The following is a 19645-nucleotide window of genomic DNA, read 5'->3' on the forward strand; positions in this document are numbered from 1 at the left end:
CGACGCTGCCGCTACGATAGGGCCGTGTCCGTGAAGAGGGGGAGACCATGCGCAAGTGGCTGCGTCGGCTGGCCATCGCCATCGTCCTGCTGCTGGCGGCGTCCGCGGTGGCGCTGTACAGCTATGGGCGGTTCGCCGAAGGCGCGCGCGGGCCGGCATCGCACGCATTGCCGACGGCGGCCGATGCCACTGCGCTCGACCGCGCGATCGCGCCGATGCTTCGCGCGCGTGGCCTCCAGAGCGGCATGGCGCTACTGTCGGACAACCTGGATGCCTTCACCGTGCGCGCGGCCACGGCACGTGCCGCCGGCCGCAGCCTGGACCTGCAGTACTACATCTGGAACCACGACTTCACCGGCAACCTGCTGGGGTACGAGGTGCTGCGCGCCGCCGACCGCGGCGTGCGCGTGCGCCTGTTGCTGGACGACATGACGGCGCACGGCAAGGACTCTCACCTGGCCGCATTGGACGCGCACGCGAACATCGAAGTGCGCCTGTTCAATCCCTCGCGCAGCCGTGCGGGCGTGCTGGGCCGTGCGACCGAGATGCTGCTGCGGCCGATGGCGATGAACCGCCGCATGCACAACAAGGCGTGGATCGCCGACGGCCGCGTTGCGGTGGTGGGCGGACGCAACGTGGGCGACGAGTACTTCGACGCGGCTGCGCAGACCAACTTCCTCGACCTCGATGCCGTCCTGCTGGGCCCGGCAGTGAAGCAGACCTCCGCCATCTTCGATGATTTCTGGAACAGCGCGTCGGTCATCCCGCTCTCCGCCCTTACCCGGGCCGAGGACGGCGCGCTGGATCGCCTGCGCGAGAACGGCGATGCCGGTTACCGGTCGCCACAGGCGACGGACTATGTCGCGCGACTGCGCAGCACGCCCGGCATGCGGGCGCTGGTGGGCGGCAACACGCTGCACTGGCTCGACCAGGTGGGCGTGTACTCGGATCCGGCGTCCAAGGGACAGGGCGAGGGGCAGGGGTCGTGGCTCGTGCACCGGCTGGGCCGGGCGATGAACGAAGCCCGGCGCGAACTGCGGGTGATCTCGCCCTATTTCGTGCCGGGCGAGGAAGGCACGCGCTGGCTGGTGGGCAAGCGCGCCGAGGGCGTGGACGTCAGCGTCCTGACCAACTCGCTGGCCGCGAACGACGTGATGGCGGTGCATGGCGGGTACGCGCCGTACCGTATTCCGCTGCTGGAAGGGGGCGTGACGCTGTTCGAACTGATGCCGCACGGCCACCAGGACAGCAGCCTGTTCGGCTCCAGCGGCGCCAGCCTGCACACCAAGGCGTTCGCGGTGGACGGGGAGGGAGGATTCATCGGTTCGTTCAACCTCGATCCGCGCTCGGTGAACCTCAACACCGAGATGGGCGTGCTGTTCCGCGACCGCAACGCGGCCACCGCGCTCGTGCGCAGCTATGAGACGAAGATCGCCCCCGACATGAGTTATCGCGTGCAGGTGCACGACGGTGCACTGCGCTGGGAGGACGCCTCTCAGCAGCCGCCGCGCATCTGGGACCGGGAGCCCGAGGCCAGCGTCTGGCGACGGTGGACCGCACACGCCATCGGCTGGCTGCCCGTCGAATCCCAGCTGTAGCGTGCGCCGCGCGCACGACCGCCTGATGCCGGATCCCGTGTCGTGCGCCACGCGCACGGCGGCCCACGGAACTCCCTGAGCCGAACCGCGCATCGTGCGCGTGGCGCACGCGATGGTCAGGTCGCGAGCGTGGTCAGCAGGCCCTTCGCCGCATTGAACCGGTCCGGGGCATCCGGCATCGGCACCTTGATGCGCAGCTTGTCCGGCCCGTCCATGGCGTAGAGCTTGGGCTGCTTCTGGATCAGCTGGATCACCGCCATCGGGTCGATCTTCGGCTTGGCCTCGAACACGATGCGCCCGCCGTGCTCGCCCAGTTCCAGCTTGCGGATACCCATCGCGTTCGCCGCCAGCTTCAGCTCGGCGGTGGCGAACAGGTACTTGGCCGGGTCCGGCAGCAGGCCGAAGCGATCGATCATCTCCACCTGCAGGTCGCGCAACTCCTCCTTGTCGCGCGCGCTGCTGATGCGCTTGTACAGCGTCAGGCGCGTATGCACGTCCGGCAGGTAGTCGTCCGGGATCAACGCGGGCACGTTCAGTTCGACCTCCGCGCCGCGACGCTCCTGGCCCAGGTCGACGTCGGGCAGGTGGCCGGCCTTGATGGAGCGCACCGCGCGTTCCAGCAGCTCGGTGTAGAGGCTGAAGCCGACCTCCGCCATCTGGCCGCTCTGGTCCTCGCCGAGCAGTTCACCGGCGCCGCGGATTTCCAGGTCGTGCGTCGCGAGGGTGAAGCCGGCGCCCAGTTCGTCCATCGACGCGATCGCTTCCAGGCGGCGCTGCGCATCGGCGGTGATGCTGCGCTTGTCCGGCACCACCAGGTACGCGTAGCTGCGGTGATGCGAACGGCCGACGCGGCCACGCAGCTGGTGCAGCTGCGCCAGGCCGAACTTGTCGGCGCGGTTCATGATGATGGTGTTGGCGTTGGGGATGTCGATGCCGGACTCGATGATCGTCGTGCACAGCAGCACGTTGAAACGTTGCTTCTGGAAATCCAGCATCACCTGTTCCAGCTCGCGCTCGGGCATCTGCCCGTGCGCCACGCCGATGCGCGATTCGGGCACCAGTTCCTGCAGCTCGCGCTGCATGCGGCCGATGCTCTCGACGTCGTTGTGCAGGAAGTACACCTGGCCACCGCGCGACAGCTCGCGCTGGAACGCCTCCTTCAGCAACGCCGCGTCCCAGGGGGTGACGAACGTCTGCACGGCCATGCGGTTGGCCGGCGGCGTGGCGATGATGGACAGGTCGCGCAGGCCTGCCATGGCCATGTTGAGCGTGCGCGGGATCGGCGTGGCGGTCAGCGTCAGCAGGTGCACGTTGGCGCGCAGCGCCTTCAGCGCCTCCTTCTGGCGCACGCCGAAGCGCTGCTCCTCGTCGACGATCACCAGGCCGAGATCCTTGAATTTCACGTCGGGCTGGAGCAGCCGGTGCGTGCCGACGATGACATCCAGCCTGCCGTCGGCCAGCTTTTCCAGTTCCGCCTTGATCTCCTTGGCCGTCTTGAAGCGCGAAAGCACTTCCACCTTCAGCGGCCAGTCGGCGAAACGGTCGCGGAAGTTGCGGTAGTGCTGTTCGGCGAGCAGCGTGGTCGGCACCAGCACCGCTACCTGCTTGCCCGCGCTGGCGGCGGCGAACGCGGCACGCACCGCGACTTCGGTCTTGCCGAAGCCGACGTCGCCGCAGACCACCCGGTCCATCGGCTGGCTGCTGGCCAGGTCGCGGATCACCGATTCGATCGCGTGGTGCTGGTCGGGGGTCTCTTCGAACGGGAAACCGGCGGCGAACGGTTCGTACATCGCGCGGTCCAGGTGCAGGGCCAGGCCGGCGCGGGCCTGGCGGCGCGCCTGGATCTCCAGCAGTTCGGCGGCGACATCGCGGACTTTCTCCGCCGCTTTCTTCTTGGCCTTCGCCCAGGCTTCACCACCGAGCGAATGCAACGGGGCCGTTTCCACCGACGCACCCGAGTAACGGCTGATCAGGTGCAACTGTGCGACCGGCACGTACAGGCGATCGCCCTTCGCGTATTCGATCTCCAGGAACTCGCCCGGCATGCCGCCGACGTCCATCGCGATCAGGCCGCGATAACGGCCGACGCCATGATCCTCGTGGACGATCGGCGCGCCTTCGGTCAGTTCACCGAGGTCGCGGATGATCGCTTCCGGCTCACGCCCGGTGCGCTTGCGCCGGTGCGCCTGCGTGGCGCGTTCCGGGAACAGCTGCCGTTCGGTCAGCACCGCGATGCGTGGGTCGTCCAGTGCGAAGCCGTCGGCGAGCGGCGCAACGGCGATGGTGAAGCGTGGAAGCCCCTCTCCCTCCGGGAGAGGGGTTGGGGTGAGGGTGCGGGGCGTACGCGATGGTTCGGCTGCCGAGGTCTTCGCCGCACCCTCATCCGGCGCTGCGCGCCACCTTCTCCCGGCGGGAGAAGGAAGAAATGCGCTGAAGTCGGCAACCACCTCCGGCTTCAGTTCCGCCGCCTGCAGCACTTCCAGCAAGGCCTCGCGGCGACCGGGCGAATCGGCGGCGATCAGCACGCGTCCCGGGTAGTGGCCGAGGAACGACTTCAATGCGTCGCCGGCGGGCGCGTCCTTGGCGGCGACAGGCAGCGGTGGCAACGGGTGTTCGCCCAGCGGCAGCGCATCGGCATGCCGGCTGTGCTGCGTGCCGCAGACCTCGATGCGGGCGCGCCGGTTGAGGTGCTCGCGCAGTCCGTCGGGCGATAGATACAGCTCGTCCGGCGGCAGCAGCGGACGTTCGATGTCGTGGCGACGCTGCTCGTAGCGGTTGCGCGTCTGGGCCCAGAACGCTTCGGCCGCCTCGCCGAAGCCGTCGGTGAGCAGCGGCAGCGCGTTCTCCTGCAGGTAGTCGAACAGGGTCGACGTCTGGTCGAAGAACAGCGGCAGGTAGTACTCCACGCCGGCCGGCGCCAGGCCGGACTTCAGGTCCTGGTACAGCGCGCTGCGCCGCGTGTCGACGTCGAAGCGGTCGCGCAGCAGCGTCATCGCGCGTTCGACGGAGCGTTCGTCCAGCGGCACTTCGCGGCCGGGGAGCAGCTGCACGGCATCGGTCTTGTCGAGCGAGCGCTGGCTTTCCGGGTCGAAGTGGCGGATCGAATCGATGGTGTCGTCGAGCAGCTCGATGCGCAGCGGCGCGTCCGCACCCATCGGGTAGACATCGAGCAACCCGCCTCGCACGGCGAAGTCGCCCGGGTCGAGCACCTGCGGCACGTGGCGGTAGCTGGCCGCTTCCAGCCGGCGCTTCTCGGCGTCGAAGTCGAGCCGCTGGCCGACGCGGTAGTCGAAGCTGCCGCCGACGATGTGGCGCAACGGCGACAGCCGCTGCATCAGCGTCTGCACCGGCACGATCACGATGCCGCGCGCCAGCGTGGGCAGGCGATGCAGGGCGGACAGGCGTTGCGACACGATGTCCGGATGCGGGCTGAACTGGTCGTACGGCAGGGTTTCCCAATCGGGGAACGGCACCACCGGTATCGCTGGGTCGTGCCCCAGCAGCGTATGCAGGTCCGCTTCGAGCTGGTGCGCATCGTGGTTGTCGCGAGCGACGACCAGCAGCGGCCCGTCATGCGCGTGCGCGGCGGACGCGATCGACCAGGCGAGTGCGGTCGGCGATGCCGGGGCACGCCACCAAGCGCGCGACTGGCCGCCACGGGGCAGCGGCGGTGGGAGAGGGAAGGTTTTCGGGGCGTCGGTCATGGGGTCTGCAAAAACAACGGCAGCGCCGGACACCATGGATGGCCAGCGCGAAGGAACGCGGAGTTTACCAAGCGGGCTTGCCGGGGCCTGTCACGCCCGGGAACGGATCATTCCGCGGTGAGTGGATCGATCACGTGGGCAACCACGGAAATGCGGTCGACGGGAAAGCCGCCGCGCCGCGCATGTTCGAGCACAAGGTCTTCGCTCGATGCGCGGTAGACGCAGTAGAGGCGGTCATCGGTGACGTAGCTGTGCTCCCACTGGACCTGCGGGCCGAGGTCGTGGAGCACGCGGCACGAGGCCTGGGAGACGGACTTCAGCTCGACGGGCGTCATCAGGCCGGCGCCCTGGATGTCGCGTTCGATCAGATAGCGTGGCACGGTCGCCTCGAGGGCGGGTGGCGGGGTCACCCTGTACGCATGACACGCTGTCCACGGCCCGCACGGGCCGACCGCCGGTCGGCGCGGTCAGGGATCTTCGTTCAGGTCGAGCACCACGCGGACCAGTCCGGAGCCGTCGTTTTCGCGGACACGCTTGAAACCCAGCGACAGCGCCAGCGTCAGCATGGGCTGGTTGGTATCGAGCACGTCGCCATACAGGCGGTCGAGCTTCTTCGAGCGCGCCCACTTGGCCAGCTTGCGCATCAGGTGGCGGCCCAGGCCCTGGCCGGCGATGAAGTGGCTGACCAGGATGGCGAATTCGGCCTCGCGTGTCCGCGGCACCATGGCGGCGCGCGCCACCGCGCCCACGAGGGCCTCGCCCGGCGGAAGCGCCTCGGCGGCGACCAGGGCGAACTCGGTGTTGGGGTCCGGATGGGTCAGGCGCTGCGCCATTTCCGGCGTGAGCTCCTTCAGCGCATACATGAACCGGTGGCGGATCTCTTCGGGCCCCAGCAGGCCGAAGGCGCCCTGGATGGGCCCGGCATCCTCCGGCCGGATCGGGCGGATCAGCAGCTCGCGCCCGCTGGGCAGGCGGAAGTGTTCATGCCAGGGCGGAAGGCGTTTCGGCGCAGTCATGGCGTGATGCTCGCATGAAATCCGGAACCGGGGCGAGGGTCGCCGGCCCGCCGGTTCAGGCGCCGTGGCGTTTGCCGCGCAGGCGCGAGATCCCCGTGACGACGGCCACGATCACCGCGCCGGTAAGCACGCCGATGCCCGCATTGAACAGGCTGTCCCACAGCCAGCCGAGCTTGCCTTCCGCATACGGCGGGATGACGTGGTGCAGCGCCGGGACGCTGTGGACGAGGATGCCGCCGCCGACCAGGAACATGGCGGCGGTGCCGGCGATAGACAGGAACTTCATCAGGTACGGCGCGCTGTAGAGGATGCCGCGGCCGAAGGCACGCTTGAAGCGCGCCCAGCCGGTAGCGCGCGCATCGGCGGTCAGCGCCAGGCCGGCATCGTCCAGTTTCACGATGCCGCCGACCAGGCCGTACACGCCGACGGTCATGATGGCGGAGATCGCCACCAGCGTCAGCACCTGCTCCATGAAGGTGCGGCCCGCGAGCGTGCCCAGCGAGATGACGATGATTTCGGCGGACAGGATGAAGTCGGTGCGGATGGCGCCGCGGACCTTGTCCTTCTCGAACGCGACCATGTCGACGTTCGCGTCCTGGATCGCGGCCACGCGCTCGGCGTGGCGCTGGGTGTCGTCTTCCTTGTGCAGGAACTTGTGGGCCAGCTTCTCCACGCCCTCGAAGCAGAGGAAGGCACCGCCGGTCATCATCAGCGGCGTCACCAGCGGGATGTCGTAACCTCGCCCGTGCAGCCAGGTTTCCAGGGCGCTGATCGCGAGCGCCGCCGGCACCAGGATCGCCTTGTTGACCACCGAGCCTTTCGCCACGGCCCATACCACCGGCAATTCGCGGTCGGCCTTCACGCCGGTGACCTGTTGCGCATTGAGCGCCAGGTCGTCGCCCAGCACGCCCGCCGTCTTCTTGGCGGCCACCTTGGTCATCACCGACACGTCGTCCAGCAGGGTGGCGATGTCGTCGATCAGGGCGAACAGGCTGGATCCGGCCATGGATGAGGTGTCGTCTTGGGAAAGGGAGCGGCGATTCTCGCACAGCGCCCCGATGGATCAGGTCGCGGCCTTCACCCACTCCAGCCGATGGCTCGCACCGGCTTCGCCGAGGGTGGCGGCCAGTACCGGCAGCACCGGCGCCAGTGCGGCGTCGAGTTGCCACGGCGGGTTCACCACCAGCATCCCGCTGCCATTGAGGCGCAGCGGGGAGTCGTCCGGGCGGACCAGCAGTTCCGCGACGAAGGCGCCCTTCGAGGGCAGCGCGGCGGCCTTGCGGAAGAACGGCAGCAGGCTGCGCCGCTGCTTGACGGGATACCAGACCGCATACGTGGCGGCCGGCCAGCGCTCCAGGGCATCGCGCAGCGAGGCGATGATCTGCGGGTACTCCGCATCCTGCACTTCGTACGGCGGATCGATCAGTACCAGTCCGCGCGCGAAGCGTTGCGTGCCGAGACGCGGCGGCAGCAGGGCCTTCATCGCCGCATAGCCGTCGCGGGCATGGACGGCCACGCGCTCGTCGCCATCGAAGACCTCGCGCAACGCCTTCGCCTCGTCGGGCTGCAGCTCGCACGCCGCCAGCCGGTCCTGCGCACGCAGCGCCTGCGCGACCAGCAGGGGCGAACCCGGATAGGTGATCAGCGCGCCGACGGGATTGTTGGCGACCACGGCGCGCAGGTAGCGCTCGGCGGGGTCGGGCAGGCGGGCGGCGCCCATCAGCTTGAAGACGCCGTCGTCGGCCTCGGACGTCTTGCGGCTTTCCGCGCTACCCAGCAGGTAGCGGCCGCGTCCGGCATGCGTGTCCAGCACGAAGAACGGCGCGTCCTTGCGCTTCAGCGCATCGACCAGGGCCAGCAGCACGATGTGCTTGAGGACGTCGGCGTGGTTGCCGGCGTGGAACGCATGGCGGTAATTCATGGCGCGCAGCATATATGCTTGCGCCATGCCCCGCGTACTGATTGCCGAAGACGAAGCCGCCATCGCCGACGCCCTGCTGTATGCCCTGCGCAGCGAAGGCATCGACGCCGACCACTGCCTGCTGGCCCGCGATGTCGTGCCGCGCGTCCGCGCCGGCGGCATCGACGTGGTGGTGCTGGACGTGGGCCTGCCCGACGCCAGCGGCTTCGACGTCTGTCGCGCGCTGCGCGGCTTCACCGAGGTGCCGGTGATCTTCCTGACCGCGCGCAACGACGAGATCGACCGCGTGCTGGGCCTGGAGCTGGGTGCCGACGACTATGTCACCAAGCCGTTCTCGCCACGCGAACTGGTGGCGCGCGTGCGTGCCCGCCTGCGTCGCAGCGGCGGTACCGCGCCGACAGTTGCGGGCGACTGGGTCGCGCGCGGTGACTTCGCGATCGACCGCGAAGGCCACCGGATCCGCTACCGCCAGCAACCGCTCGACCTGACCCGCTATGAGTACGCCCTGCTGGACGCGTTGCTGCAACGCCCCGGCGCCATCCTCAGCCGGTCCCAGCTGATGGATCGCGGCTGGGACAGCGATGCCGACAGCACCGACCGTACCGTCGACACCCACGTCAAGACGCTGCGCGCCAAGCTGCGCGCGGCCGGCGCCGACCCCGACCCGATCCGCACGCACCGCGGGCTGGGCTACGCCATCGAGGCCTGAGATGCGCCTCGGGCTGAAGCTGGTCCTCGGCTTCTTCCTCATCGTCGGCATCGCCGCCTTCTTCGTGATGCGCGTGTTCGTCAACGAGGTGAAGCCCGGCGTGCGCCAGGCGATGGAATCCACCCTGGTCGATGCCGCGAACCTGCTGGCGGAAGTGGCCGCCGACGATCTCAAGGCCGGGCGCATCGCCGATGGCGCGTTCGCTCGCCACGTGGCACTGGCGCAGAAGCGCGACCCGAAAGCGTGGGTGTGGCGCTTCCAGAAGCGGACGGTGGACTACCGCGTCACGGTCACCGACGCCCGCGGCACGGTGGTGTTCGATTCGCAGGGGCGCGACGTGGGCCGCGACAACTCGCGCTGGAACGACGTCTATCGCACCCTGCGTGGCGAATACGGCGCCCGCTCCAGCGCGGAAGTGCCGGGCGACAAGACGAACACCGTCATGCACGTGGCCGCGCCGATCTTCGATCCGGCCGAGCGCTCGACGCTGATCGGCGTACTGACGCTGTCGCAGCCGAACCGCAGCATCGAGCCCTTCATCGTCGCCAGCCAGCGCAGCATCCTGTTGCGGGGCGCGTGGCTGATCGGCATCTCCGCCCTGATCGGCGTGGTGATGACGTGGTGGCTGATGCGCGGCATCGGCAGCCTGAACCGTTACGCGCAGGCGGTCAGCGCCGGCGAGCCCGTGCCGCCGCCGCGCCCGCGCACCGACGAGATCGGCGACCTCGGCCGCGCGCTGGAGACCATGCGCCGCAAGCTGCAGGGCAAGGCCTACGTCGAGCAGTATGTGCAGTCGCTGACCCATGAAATGAAAAGTCCGCTCGCGGCGATCCGCGGCGCGGCCGAACTCCTGCAGGAACCGTTGCCGGAAGCCGATCGGCAACGCTTCGCGCGCAACATCCAGACCCAGGAGCAGCGGCTCACCGAGACCATCGACAAGCTGCTCGCATTGGCGGAAGTGGAGCAGCACGGGTGGCTGCAGCGCCGTGAACGCATCGATACCGCCACCCTCGCCGATGATGTGGTGCAGGGAGTCGGTGCGAAGCTGACCCCGCAAGGCGTCGACGTCGTGCGGGTGCCCCAGGCCGGCGCGTGGGCCGTCGAAGGCGATGCCTTCCTCCTGCGGCGCGCGCTGGGCAACCTGCTGGACAACGCGATCGCCTTCTCGCCGCCCGGCGGCACGGTGGAGCTGGTCGTCGATGCCGTGGACGGACTGGTGCGCTTCATCGTGCGCGACCAGGGCCCGGGTGTGCCGGACTACGCGCGGGAGCGCGTGTTCGAGCGTTTCTATTCGTTGCCACGGCCGGAGGGCGGGCAACGCAGTTCCGGCCTGGGCCTGCCCTTCGTGCGCGAAGTGATGCGCCTGCACGGGGGCGAAGTCACGCTGGAGAACCGGCCCGACGGTGGCGCGGAGGCGGTGTTGTCGCTGCCTGCGCTGCAGCCTTGAGGGATGCCTTCTCCCCGCGTGCGGGGGAGAAGGTGCCCGAAGGGTGGATGAGGGGCGTTTCCCCATCAGGCTTCGCGTCTCTCGCCGATAACGCCGCGCCTGCTGACCATGTCGTCAAGCGCCATCGTCGACGGTCTCCGCTCGCCCCTCACCCGCCTTCGGCGCCCTCTCCCCGTTAACGGTGAGAGGGAACCCCGCACTTCACACAGCCTTCAAACACGCCTCCTGCCGGTTGCACATCACCGGCGGACGATGCACCGCGTATCCAACCGGGGCATCGACATGAAGTCACTGAAGTTGCTGTTGCGTTTCCTCACCATCGGCGGGCTGGTCCTGCTGCTGCTCATTCCGCTGATGATGATCCGCGGCACCATCCAGGAGCGCGAGGCCTACCGGCATCAGGCCGTGGAGCGGGTCATCGAAGGCACGGCTGGCAAACAGCGCGTGACCGGGCCGATCCGCGTCGTCCCGTGGACCGAGGTCCGTCGCGTCGAGTGGCAGGACGACAAGGGCTCGAAGCGTTACCGCGACGAGAAGACTGCCGGCCACTTGTTGCAGATGCCGAAGACCTTGAACGTCGCGGGCCATCTGGCGCCCGCCGAACGCGCCGTGGGCCTGTACAAGGTACGCGTGTATGAATGGCATGCTGACCTCGATGCCACCTTCGAGTCCGCACTGCCGGGGCCGTCGGCCACCGGCGCTGAGCGCCAGTACGGCACGCCGTACATCGTGTTCGGCATTGCCGACGTGCGCGGTGTCGCCGGCACGCCCGAACTGAAGATCGATGGCGCGACGCTCCCGCTGAAGTCCGGTACCGGCTACCTGGGCGCGCGCCTGGACGGCATCCATGCCGAACTTCCTGCCATCGCGGCGGGTCGGGTGGCGGGCCAGCAGGTGAAGATGAAGCTGCTCCTCAAGGGTACCGAATCGTTGTCCGTCGTCCCGCTGGGCGACAGCAATGACATCCGGATCAAGTCCAGCTGGCCGCATCCTAAGTTCGAAGGCTATTCGCCGAGCAGCGACGTCAGCGGTTCCGGTTTCAATGCCACGTGGAAGATTTCCTCGCTCGCCAGCAACGCGCAGAAGCAGCTGCGGGGCGAGGACGGTGGCGCGTCGCAGACCGACCGCATCGTCGACGGCCGCGTGCTGGCTGCGCCGTTGAACGGCGGCGTGGACGCGCTACAGGTCAGCCTGGTGGACCCGATCGACGTCTACACGCAGGCCGACCGCGCCAGCAAGTACGGCATCCTGTTCGTGGTGCTGACGTTCGTGGGGTTCGCGCTGTTCGAACTGATCAAGCGCTTGCCCATCCATCCGCTGCAATACCTGCTGGTGGGCCTGGCACTGGCGATCTTCTTCCTGCTGCTGCTCAGCCTGTCCGAGCACATCGCATTCTGGAAGGCCTACCTTGTTTCCGCGGCCGCCTGCATCGGGTTGCAGTTCGTCTACCTGTCGGGCGTGCTGCAGAGCGGAGCGCGGGCGGCCGGGTTCGCCGCGATGCTGACCTCGCTGTACGGGGTGCTCTACGGCCTGCTGGTGTCGGAAGACAATGCCTTGCTGATGGGCTCTCTGCTGCTGTTCGGCATCCTCGCGGCGATCATGTGGGTCACCCGCAAGGTGGACTGGTACGCGCTGGGCGCGGAACTGCGCTGAGGCGGCCATGCTCGATGTCGACAGCCTCCATCGTCGTGCGTGCCGCGTGCTGCCGGTCAAGATCGGTACCGACGCGGTGCTGCTCGACGGCGCGGACGATCGACGGCTGGCCGCACTGTTGCTGCCGCTGTCGCATCGTCGCCAGGGCAGCCTCGTGTTCCGGTTGTCGTCGACCACGTTGCGGTCGCTGGCATCGCGCGCGGCGCAGTACCTGCAGGACGCGTGCCGGGCCAGGGAGGGCCTGGGGCGTCGCGCGCGACCCTTGACGTACGCCGCGTGGAAGCAGGAAGGGACCGGTCCGGCATCGCGCTTCCGGACCTGCAGCATGGACGGCCGCGCGGGCCTCTGCCTGCTGCCCGCCGCGGCATCCGTCGTCTACGTCTGGGACGATCGCGGACTCGACCGGGCGGGGTGGCGTGCCGTCCTTCCCTAGTGCCTGCTGCGTCACGATCTCGCCGCGGCCGATGGCGTGCGCTAGAGTCCAGGGATGGATTCAGCGCCCACCATCGGCCTCTTCCGTGGCCCGGAAATCACGCCCTGGCTCGACGATGTCGCGCGCCTGCGCGTCGCGGTGTTCCGTGACTGGCCTTACCTCTACGAAGGCGATCCCGGTTACGAGCGCGACTACCTGGCCGCTTATGCCGCGTCTGCCGAAAGCATCTTCGTGCTGGCCATGCAGGGCGGGGACGTCGTCGGCGCATCCACGGGCCTGCCCCTGGCGGACGACACCGACGCCTTCCAGCAGCCGTTCCTTGCCGCGGGCATGGATCCCGAGCAGGTTTTCTACTTCGGCGAGTCGGTGCTGTTGCCTGCCTGGCGGGGCCACGGCATCGGCCATGCGTTCTTCGATCACCGCGAGGCGCATGCGCGCGCCCTCGGGCGCTTCGGCTGGACGGCCTTCTGCGCGGTGGACCGCGACGCCGGCGATCCGCGCAGGCCGTTGGCGCACCGCACGAACGAAGCGTTCTGGGACAAGCGGGGCTATGCGCGACAACCGGGCATGACGATGCGGCTGGCATGGAACGAGATCGGCCGCGGTGAGGTCGACCACGCACTGACGTTCTGGCTGCGCGGACTGGAGCCATCACGATGAAGGTGGCCGTCGCCAAGTACGCGATCGGGGCGCCCGCCGATTTCGATGCCTTCGCCGAACGCCAGGCACGCGTGATCGGCGAAGCGGCGGCGCAGGGTGCGCGCGTGGCCGTGCTGCCGGAATATCTTTCGCTGGAACTGGCGGCGACCTTCGATGCCGCAGTGCAGGCCGACCTGCTGGCTTCGCTCGCGGCGATACAGCAGTACCGGGATCGCTGGCTCGCGCTGTATGCACGGTTGGCCCGGGAGATGGATCTGTGCATCGTGGCCGGCAGCTTCCTGCTCGCGCGCGATGGGGGACGCTACCGCAACCGCAGCGATGTCTTCACGCCGCGTGGCGGGCATGCCTGGCAGGACAAGCTGCAGTTGACCGGATTCGAGAAGGCGCTCGGCGTCATCGAAGGTGGCGACGCGCTGACGGTATTCGACCTTGATGGCGTGCGGTGCGGGGTGTCCGTCTGCTACGACAGCGAGTTCCCGCTGCCGGTGCGTGCGCAGGCCGAGGCGGGCGCACGACTGCTGCTGGTTCCGAGTTGCACGGATACCGACGCCGGGGCCACGCGTGTGCGGGTCGGTTGCCTGGCGCGCGCGCTGGAGAACCGTATGTTCGTCGCGCAGGCGGTGACGGCCGGGGAGGCGCCCTGGAGCCCCGCGCTGGACATCAACACCGGCGAGGCGGCTATCTATGCCCCGATGGATCGCGGCCTGCCTGCCGATGGCGTGGTGGCGAAGACCGCCGGCGCCCAGGCCTGGGCGATCGCGGACCTGGATCTCGACGCCCTGGACCGCAGCCGTGCGGACGCGCAGGTGGCGAATGATCGTGACTGGGCGGGTCAGCTGCGGCCGGCACTCGTGCGCGCCAAACTCCAGTCGTTGTAGGAGCGCCCTCGGGCGCGATGCTTTTCCGCACATCCAACGAACAGCATCGCGCCCGAGGGCGCTCCTGCAACAGATGGTCGTGCTCGCGATGCCTGGCGTGACTGCCGACTCAACCCGCAGCGATAGTCCCCCTAGCCCAGCAAGCTGACGCCAGGCACGATCCAGATCGACAGTCCTGCCAGCAGTGTTCCGATGGCCGTGGCGGCCAGCACGTCGCTCGGATAATGCAGTCCCAACACCACGCGCGACGCGGCCACGCAGGCGGCGAACGGGATCAGCAACGGCGCCAGGCCCGGGTAGTGCGCGAGTGCAACAAGGGTGAATGCGACGGCATGCAGCGTGTGGCCGGACGGGAAGCTGAACTCGTCCAGCGGCGCGATCCACGCGCGGATGCGCACGTCGTATGCGAACGGGCGCGGCCGGCGCGTCCAGCGCTTCAATGCCTTGTACAGCGTCAGTGCGATGACGCCGGTGCCCGCGAGGTGGGCAGAGGCCGCCAGGCCGTCCATGCCGTCGGCGACGATCAGCGCCGCCATCAGCACATACCAGAACACGCCGTCGCCCAGGCGGCTCACGACAGCGAAGAACCGGCGTACGCCGGCCCATTCACCCCACCGGTTGGCGCGCAGGCACCAGCCGGCGTCCCGGCCCAGGAAGGCATTACGCGGCAGCAGCGGACGCATGGATGTTCCTCCGTGTCAGGGCGAGACCGGTCAGCAATGCATCGAAATCCGCCGCCACCTGGTCCGGATGCAGGCCGCGCATCGCGCTGCTGGCGGAACTGCCCTGCGCGCGACGCATCGGTGCATCCGCACCCAGGCGCAGTGCGGCGGCCAGGAAATCCTCGTCGTTCTCCACCGCCGCGCCGTGCACGCCGTCGATCAGGTGTTCGCGGGCAGCGCCGTAGTTGAACGCCACGGTCGGCACGCCGCTGGCCATCGCCTCCAGCGTGACGTTGCCGAAGGTTTCGCTGTGGCTGGAGAACAGGAACAGGTCACCGCTGGCGAAGTGCCGAGCCAGCGCTTCCCCGCGCTGCACGCCGCAGAACACGAAGTCGGGATGCTCCTGCGCCAGTCGCTCGCGCAGCGGACCGTCGCCGACCCACACGAACTTCGCCGTCGGTTGCCGCTGCTGGATCGCGCGGAACGCGCGTATCGACAGGTCCAGGTTCTTTTCTGCCGCGATGCGGCCGACATAGATGACCGCCAGGTCGTCCGGCCCCAGGCCCCACGCGGCGCGCAGCGCGTCGTCGCGCCTGGACGGGCTGAAGTGACGCGCATCGACCGCGCGCGCCAGCCGTACCACGCGGTCGAACCCCTCCGCCTGCAGGAAGTCCGCCAACTCGCGCGTGGGCACCAGCGTCGCGTCGGCGCCGTTGTGGAAGCGGCGCATCCATCGCAGGGCGGTGTGCTGCAGGAAGCGCACGCCGTAGTCGCGCATGTATTCGTCGAAACGGGTGTGGAAGCCGGTCGCCACCGGGATGCCGAGCCGCCGCGCGGCACGCAACGCCGACCATCCCAGCGGACCTTCCGTAGCCACGTAGATCGCATCCGGCGGGTCGTCCTTCCACTGCGACAGCAGGCGGCCAGTGGCGGGCAGGCCGAACTTCAGTCCCGGATAACGCGGCAGGCTGGCGCCGCGCACCAGCAGGGTGTCGTCGACATACGGCAGGTCGCCGGGTTGGCGCGGGCGGACCAGCGAGACCGCGCGACCGCGCTGGCGAAGGCCGGCCTCCAGGCCCTGCACGGTCAGGGCCACGCCGTTCACTTCCGGCGGATACGTCTCGGTGACGATGGCAAAGCGCATGCGCGACTCCACGTTTTGCGCATGCTGGACGCGGAAGATGTAGCCGGTGTGTCGAACGCGTGACCGGCCGATGACGGCGACCGCCGCGACATCAGCGTGGGGCGCGTGCAGGCCGGCCGTTGGCGGCGGCCTCCTTCAAGAGGCGCCGGAACGTGGGGCATGCCATGTGGTCGGGGGCAGGGCAGGCCGCGGCATGCCGCAGGCCACGGCGCAGCGCAGCGAGGCGGTGGATCATGGAATCGATCTCGCGCGCTTTCGCCAGCAGGCTGCGCCGGTCGATGTCGGGTCGTCCGTCGGGACCGAACATGGCGGCGATCTCGTGCAGCGTGAAGCCTGCGGTCTGCCCCAGCGCGATCAGCGCCAGGCGTTCCAGTACGCCTGGGTCGAACGTGCGGCGCAGGCCCTGCCGTCCGTTCGAGGCGATCAGCCCTTTCTGTTCGTAGTAGCGCAATGCCGACGCGGGGACGCCGGACCGCTTCGCGACCTCGCCGATATCCATCCGGATCCCCTTGACTTGAAGTCGACTTGAAGTGGCATCGTGCGCTCACCGGCCCTGCAGGACAAGCCTGCGCTGGCTACCGTTCACGGAGATCGCCATGGAACTTCTGGTCTGCACACTGCTCATCGGCATCGGTGCCACGATGGCAATGGATGCCTGGGGCATGGTGCGCGGGCGCGTATTCGACGTGCCGCGTACCGACTACGCGCTCGTCGGGCGCTGGCTCGGCCATATGGCGGATGGGCGGTTCCATCATCAGGCCATCGCGCGCAGCGCACCCATCCGCGGCGAGCGCCTGCTGGGCTGGTGCGCGCACTACCTGACCGGGATCGCCTTCGCTGCGTTGCTGCCGATGTGCCGGGGCTATGCGTGGTTGCAAGATCCGACGCCGATACCGGCATTGCTGCTGGGTGTCGGCACCGTCGCTGCGCCCTTCCTGCTGATGCAGCCGGGCATGGGCGCGGGCGTGGCGGCATCCCGTACGGCCCGGCCAGGCAGGGCGCGCTTGCACAGCCTGCTGAACCACCTCGTGTTCGGCGCGGGACTGTATGTCTCGGCCGTGCTCGTGCGTCCGTTGTTCTTCCCTTGATCCTTGACTACTCCAGGAGTCCTTCCATGCGCATTCCCGTCCGTTTCGCTCCGTTGCTGTTCGGCGCCCTGCTGTCCGCGATCATGGTGTCGCTGGTGTCCGCGTTCGTGCTGCTGGTCAACCAGGGCCTGCGTCCCGACTTCCTGGGCACCTGGGCACGCAGTTGCGCCACGACCTGGCCCGTGGCCTTCCTTGCCGTCACGCTGGTGGCACCCCGGGTGCGCCGGGTGGTCGCCCGCATGACGGCCTGAGCGTCGGAGGGTCAGGCGATGCTTACCAGGCGAGGCCTTCCTGCCACGCCTCTTCCGGCAACCAGGTGGTCCGGGTCGGCGAGGGGGCATCCACACGTCCCTCAGCCACACTGCGCGCGACCCTGGGTTCGATCTCGGCGAACCGGACGGCACGTGCGCCGATCCGGGCTCCGATCAGGTTGTTGTGGATATCCATCGCATTGGAGCGCTTCCCTTGGTGTTCCATCACGGCGTTGACCCACGACACGACCCGCGGGTGGAGCGTATGCGAGACCACCGCGCTTGCCAGCGTGTGCCGATAGGCATCCAACGGTCCGTGCCGCCCGCCAGGCAGCGGGCTCTGCGAAACGTGCGACCAGGTGTAGGTCAGCACGAATGCCGGGTAGGCTCCCATCGCCAGGGCGGTGAGGGCGAGCCGGATCAGCCACGTGCGCTTTCGTCGGGACAGGTGCATGGCGCTTCGGACGATGCCAGGGATCAGGCGTCGAGCTGGTGGCGCAGTTCGGTCACGACGGCGCGCCACGCATGGATGTCGTCGGTCTCTTCCCACAAGTCCCGGAGCTCGGAGTGGTCGCCCAGCAAGCGTGTGAGCGCCTGCCGCGCTTGCGTGGCGATTCCGGCGGTGATCGTGGGCCGGATGCGGGCGAGCCAGGCAGTCAGGCCGTCCTGCTGCTGCGCGGCCAGCGTGGGCCGGCCTGCCGCAGCCGCGACGATCTCGGCGGCCACGATGGCCAGCACAGCATCCGATGCTTCCACGTACTCGGTCGAGGTCAGCACGTTGTCCAGTGCTTCGTGGACAAGCGCCAGGTCGCCGCTGTCCAGGACGTCGATCATGAAATCCGCCGCGTCGTCGTTTTCGAAGGAACCGATGCCCCAGGTGCCCATCCGCCTACTCCTTGCGCTGGCCTGCAAGGGCGAGCACGCCCATGGCGGGCAGCGCCACGAGAAACGCGATGACAGCCATCTGGTAGTGCCGCGCGTTGTACAGATTGGTCATCCCGAGATTTCCTCGCGTGGGTTTTCACGTCGTGGAGAGGCGCTCCGCACGATCGGTTACACCCAGACGTCATTCTTCGCCGTGTAGGCACCGCCCGCATCGCCCGTATTCACCACGCCGCGGGGTTCCACCAGCATGATGCTGCATTCATCGATGGCCACGGGCCGGTGCTCGACGCCCCTGGGTACTACGTACATTTCCCCGGTCGTCAGCACTACCGCCTTGTCGCGGAACTCCAGCGTCAGCGCGCCGTCGAGCACGATGAAAACCTCGTCGGTGTCCGCATGCGCATGCCAGACGAATTCGCCCTTCACCTTGGCGAGCTTGAACTGGTAGTCGTTCATTTCGGCGATGACGCGCGGAGACCAATGCTCGGAGAAGCGGGACAGCTTGTCCTTCAGATTGATGGCGGTGTGTGACATGGGCGTCCCGGAATGAAGCGGCTCGCAATACCGCATGGTGGGGTTGCACTGTGCGTCAGGGAACCCGCTCGCCGCGTGCCGCGGTGAACAGCGCATACCACTCTTCCCGCGTCAGCACGACGTCGTCCGCGGCCGCGCACGCGCCGAGCCTGACGGGATCCGTCGTGCCGATGATCGGCTGGATGCCGGCAGGGTGCCGCAGCAGCCAGGCGATCTGGATCGCCTCGGGCGCCACGCCTTTGTCTTCCGCGATCCGCCGCAGCAGCAGCGATGTCGCGTGGATGACGGGATCGGCAAACGCCGACGTCGTCGCCAGCCTGCCGCCCGCCAAGGGCGACCAGGCCTGCACGCGGACGCCGTGCAAGCGGCAGTGGTCCAGCGTGCCGGCGGCGGAGGCATGGACATGGCCGGTGGTGTTGGCGACCACGCCGTCGTCAATCAGGTGATGGTGGAGCAGGCTGAGTTCCACCTGGTTGGCGACCAGGGGTTGCCGCACATGGCGCCGCAGCAGGTCGATCTGCCACGGCGTATGGTTGCTCACGCCGAAATGCCGCACCTTGCCGGCGGCCTGCAGGTCGTCGAAGGCGCGCGCGACCTCCTCCGGCTCGACCAGGGCGTCCGGACGGTGCAGCAGCAGCACGTCGAGATGGTCCACGCCAAGGCGTGACAGGCTGCCTTCCACCGACGCGGTGATGTGGGCATGGCTGAAATCGTAGCGGCCCGGCGTGCCGGCGGGATCCTCGGCAAAGCGGATGCCGCACTTGGATTGCAGCACCATCCGACCGCGCAGGCCGGGCGACGCGCGCAGCACGTCGCCGAATACCTGCTCGGACTTGCCGCGGGCGTAGATGTCGGCGTGGTCGAACAGCGTGATGCCGTGCGACAGCGCGGTTTCGACCAGGCGCTGCGCCTGCCGGCGCTCGTCGGCGGTGACCGGGGTGGCGTCCCAGGCACGGCTGAGGTGCATGCAGCCGTAGGCGATGCGGGACACCGGCAGGCCATCGGCGAGGAGGTAGGTCTTCATGGCGGCGGAACGGAAAGGTCAGGGCGCATCATCGCAGG

General features: G+C 68.6%; 21 protein-coding genes. 9 read left to right on the top strand and 12 right to left on the bottom strand.

What is annotated here, in order from left to right:
* Positions 1-47: 47 nt before the first annotated feature.
* Complete coding sequence (locus CYU89_RS07830) at positions 48-1598, top strand: phospholipase D family protein (protein WP_296280002.1); 1551 nt, start codon at positions 48-50, stop codon at positions 1596-1598.
* A 116-nt stretch (positions 1599-1714) separates the two neighbouring features.
* On the opposite strand, the gene mfd is transcribed toward CYU89_RS07830, so the two are convergent.
* From mfd to rlmJ, 5 genes are all read right to left on the bottom strand, one after another.
* Positions 1715-5302 (bottom strand): transcription-repair coupling factor, encoded by a 3588-nt coding sequence (mfd, locus tag CYU89_RS07835; RefSeq protein WP_296280004.1) that lies wholly within the window; start codon positions 5300-5302, stop codon positions 1715-1717.
* A 107-nt stretch (positions 5303-5409) separates the two neighbouring features.
* Entirely contained in the window at positions 5410-5712 is a 303-nt protein-coding gene (locus CYU89_RS07840; protein ID WP_296280006.1) for a DUF4242 domain-containing protein, read from the bottom strand.
* Between the two features lie 57 nt (positions 5713-5769).
* Positions 5770-6318, bottom strand: a complete 549-nt coding sequence (locus CYU89_RS07845) for a GNAT family N-acetyltransferase (protein ID WP_296280008.1) — start codon at positions 6316-6318, stop codon at positions 5770-5772.
* A gap of 55 nt (positions 6319-6373) precedes the next feature.
* Positions 6374-7324, bottom strand: coding sequence for a DUF808 domain-containing protein (locus tag CYU89_RS07850; protein WP_296280010.1), 951 nt, complete (start codon positions 7322-7324; stop codon positions 6374-6376).
* A 57-nt stretch (positions 7325-7381) separates the two neighbouring features.
* Positions 7382-8239: a 23S rRNA (adenine(2030)-N(6))-methyltransferase RlmJ gene (rlmJ, locus tag CYU89_RS07855; protein ID WP_296280012.1), complete on the bottom strand. Its 858-nt coding sequence runs from the start codon at positions 8237-8239 to the stop codon at positions 7382-7384.
* On the opposite strand from rlmJ, the gene creB reads away from it, so the two are divergent.
* The 6 genes from creB to CYU89_RS07885 all read left to right on the top strand — a co-directional run bounded on the left by creB (position 8238) and on the right by CYU89_RS07885 (position 14019).
* Positions 8238-8948, top strand: coding sequence for a two-component system response regulator CreB (gene creB / locus CYU89_RS07860; protein ID WP_296280014.1), 711 nt, complete (start codon positions 8238-8240; stop codon positions 8946-8948). The two genes, rlmJ and creB, sit on opposite strands and share 2 nt — an antisense overlap.
* A gap of 1 nt (position 8949) precedes the next feature.
* Complete coding sequence (gene creC / locus CYU89_RS07865; protein ID WP_296280016.1) at positions 8950-10395, top strand: two-component system sensor histidine kinase CreC; 1446 nt, start codon at positions 8950-8952, stop codon at positions 10393-10395.
* 282 nt (positions 10396-10677) lie between these two features.
* Entirely contained in the window at positions 10678-12048 is a 1371-nt protein-coding gene (creD, locus tag CYU89_RS07870) for a cell envelope integrity protein CreD (protein ID WP_296280018.1), read from the top strand.
* 7 nt (positions 12049-12055) lie between these two features.
* Positions 12056-12481, top strand: a complete 426-nt coding sequence (locus tag CYU89_RS07875) for a hypothetical protein (protein ID WP_296280019.1) — start codon at positions 12056-12058, stop codon at positions 12479-12481.
* A 54-nt stretch (positions 12482-12535) separates the two neighbouring features.
* On the top strand, positions 12536-13141 hold the full coding sequence (locus CYU89_RS07880; RefSeq protein ID WP_296280020.1) for a GNAT family N-acetyltransferase: 606 nt from the start codon (positions 12536-12538) through the stop codon (positions 13139-13141).
* Entirely contained in the window at positions 13138-14019 is an 882-nt protein-coding gene (locus CYU89_RS07885) for a carbon-nitrogen hydrolase family protein (RefSeq protein WP_296280023.1), read from the top strand. Before CYU89_RS07880 ends, CYU89_RS07885 begins: the two co-directional genes overlap by 4 nt.
* Positions 14020-14150: 131 nt before the next feature.
* On the opposite strand, the gene CYU89_RS07890 is transcribed toward CYU89_RS07885, so the two are convergent.
* The 3 genes from CYU89_RS07890 to CYU89_RS07900 form a co-directional block, all read right to left on the bottom strand.
* A complete protein-coding gene (locus CYU89_RS07890) occupies positions 14151-14702 on the bottom strand; it encodes a phosphatase PAP2 family protein (RefSeq protein ID WP_296280024.1) in 552 nt (183 codons plus the stop codon).
* Positions 14680-15825, bottom strand: a complete 1146-nt coding sequence (locus CYU89_RS07895; RefSeq protein ID WP_296280028.1) for a glycosyltransferase family 1 protein — start codon at positions 15823-15825, stop codon at positions 14680-14682. The genes CYU89_RS07890 and CYU89_RS07895 overlap by 23 nt, the downstream gene beginning before the upstream one ends.
* Positions 15826-15916: 91 nt before the next feature.
* Positions 15917-16330, bottom strand: coding sequence for a helix-turn-helix domain-containing protein (locus CYU89_RS07900; RefSeq protein WP_343125247.1), 414 nt, complete (start codon positions 16328-16330; stop codon positions 15917-15919).
* 91 nt (positions 16331-16421) lie between these two features.
* Between CYU89_RS07900 and CYU89_RS07905 the strand changes: the two genes are divergently transcribed.
* Positions 16422-16913, top strand: a complete 492-nt coding sequence (locus tag CYU89_RS07905; RefSeq protein WP_296280032.1) for a DUF2938 domain-containing protein — start codon at positions 16422-16424, stop codon at positions 16911-16913.
* 26 nt (positions 16914-16939) lie between these two features.
* Positions 16940-17164 (top strand): DUF2798 domain-containing protein, encoded by a 225-nt coding sequence (locus tag CYU89_RS07910; protein ID WP_296280033.1) that lies wholly within the window; start codon positions 16940-16942, stop codon positions 17162-17164.
* A 22-nt stretch (positions 17165-17186) separates the two neighbouring features.
* On the opposite strand, the gene CYU89_RS07915 is transcribed toward CYU89_RS07910, so the two are convergent.
* From CYU89_RS07915 to CYU89_RS07930, 4 genes are all read right to left on the bottom strand, one after another.
* Positions 17187-17618, bottom strand: coding sequence for a hypothetical protein (locus CYU89_RS07915; RefSeq protein ID WP_296280035.1), 432 nt, complete (start codon positions 17616-17618; stop codon positions 17187-17189).
* A 23-nt stretch (positions 17619-17641) separates the two neighbouring features.
* Positions 17642-18049: a DUF4259 domain-containing protein gene (locus CYU89_RS07920; protein WP_296280037.1), complete on the bottom strand. Its 408-nt coding sequence runs from the start codon at positions 18047-18049 to the stop codon at positions 17642-17644.
* 168 nt (positions 18050-18217) lie between these two features.
* Positions 18218-18583, bottom strand: a complete 366-nt coding sequence (locus CYU89_RS07925) for a cupin domain-containing protein (protein ID WP_296280038.1) — start codon at positions 18581-18583, stop codon at positions 18218-18220.
* Positions 18584-18638: 55 nt separating this feature from the next.
* Complete coding sequence (locus CYU89_RS07930) at positions 18639-19607, bottom strand: aldo/keto reductase (protein ID WP_296280040.1); 969 nt, start codon at positions 19605-19607, stop codon at positions 18639-18641.
* Between the last annotated feature and the right edge of the window lie 38 nt (positions 19608-19645).

It is taken from the genome of Pseudoxanthomonas sp., from assembly GCF_002863005.1.
Lineage (GTDB): Bacteria > Pseudomonadota > Gammaproteobacteria > Xanthomonadales > Xanthomonadaceae > Pseudoxanthomonas_A.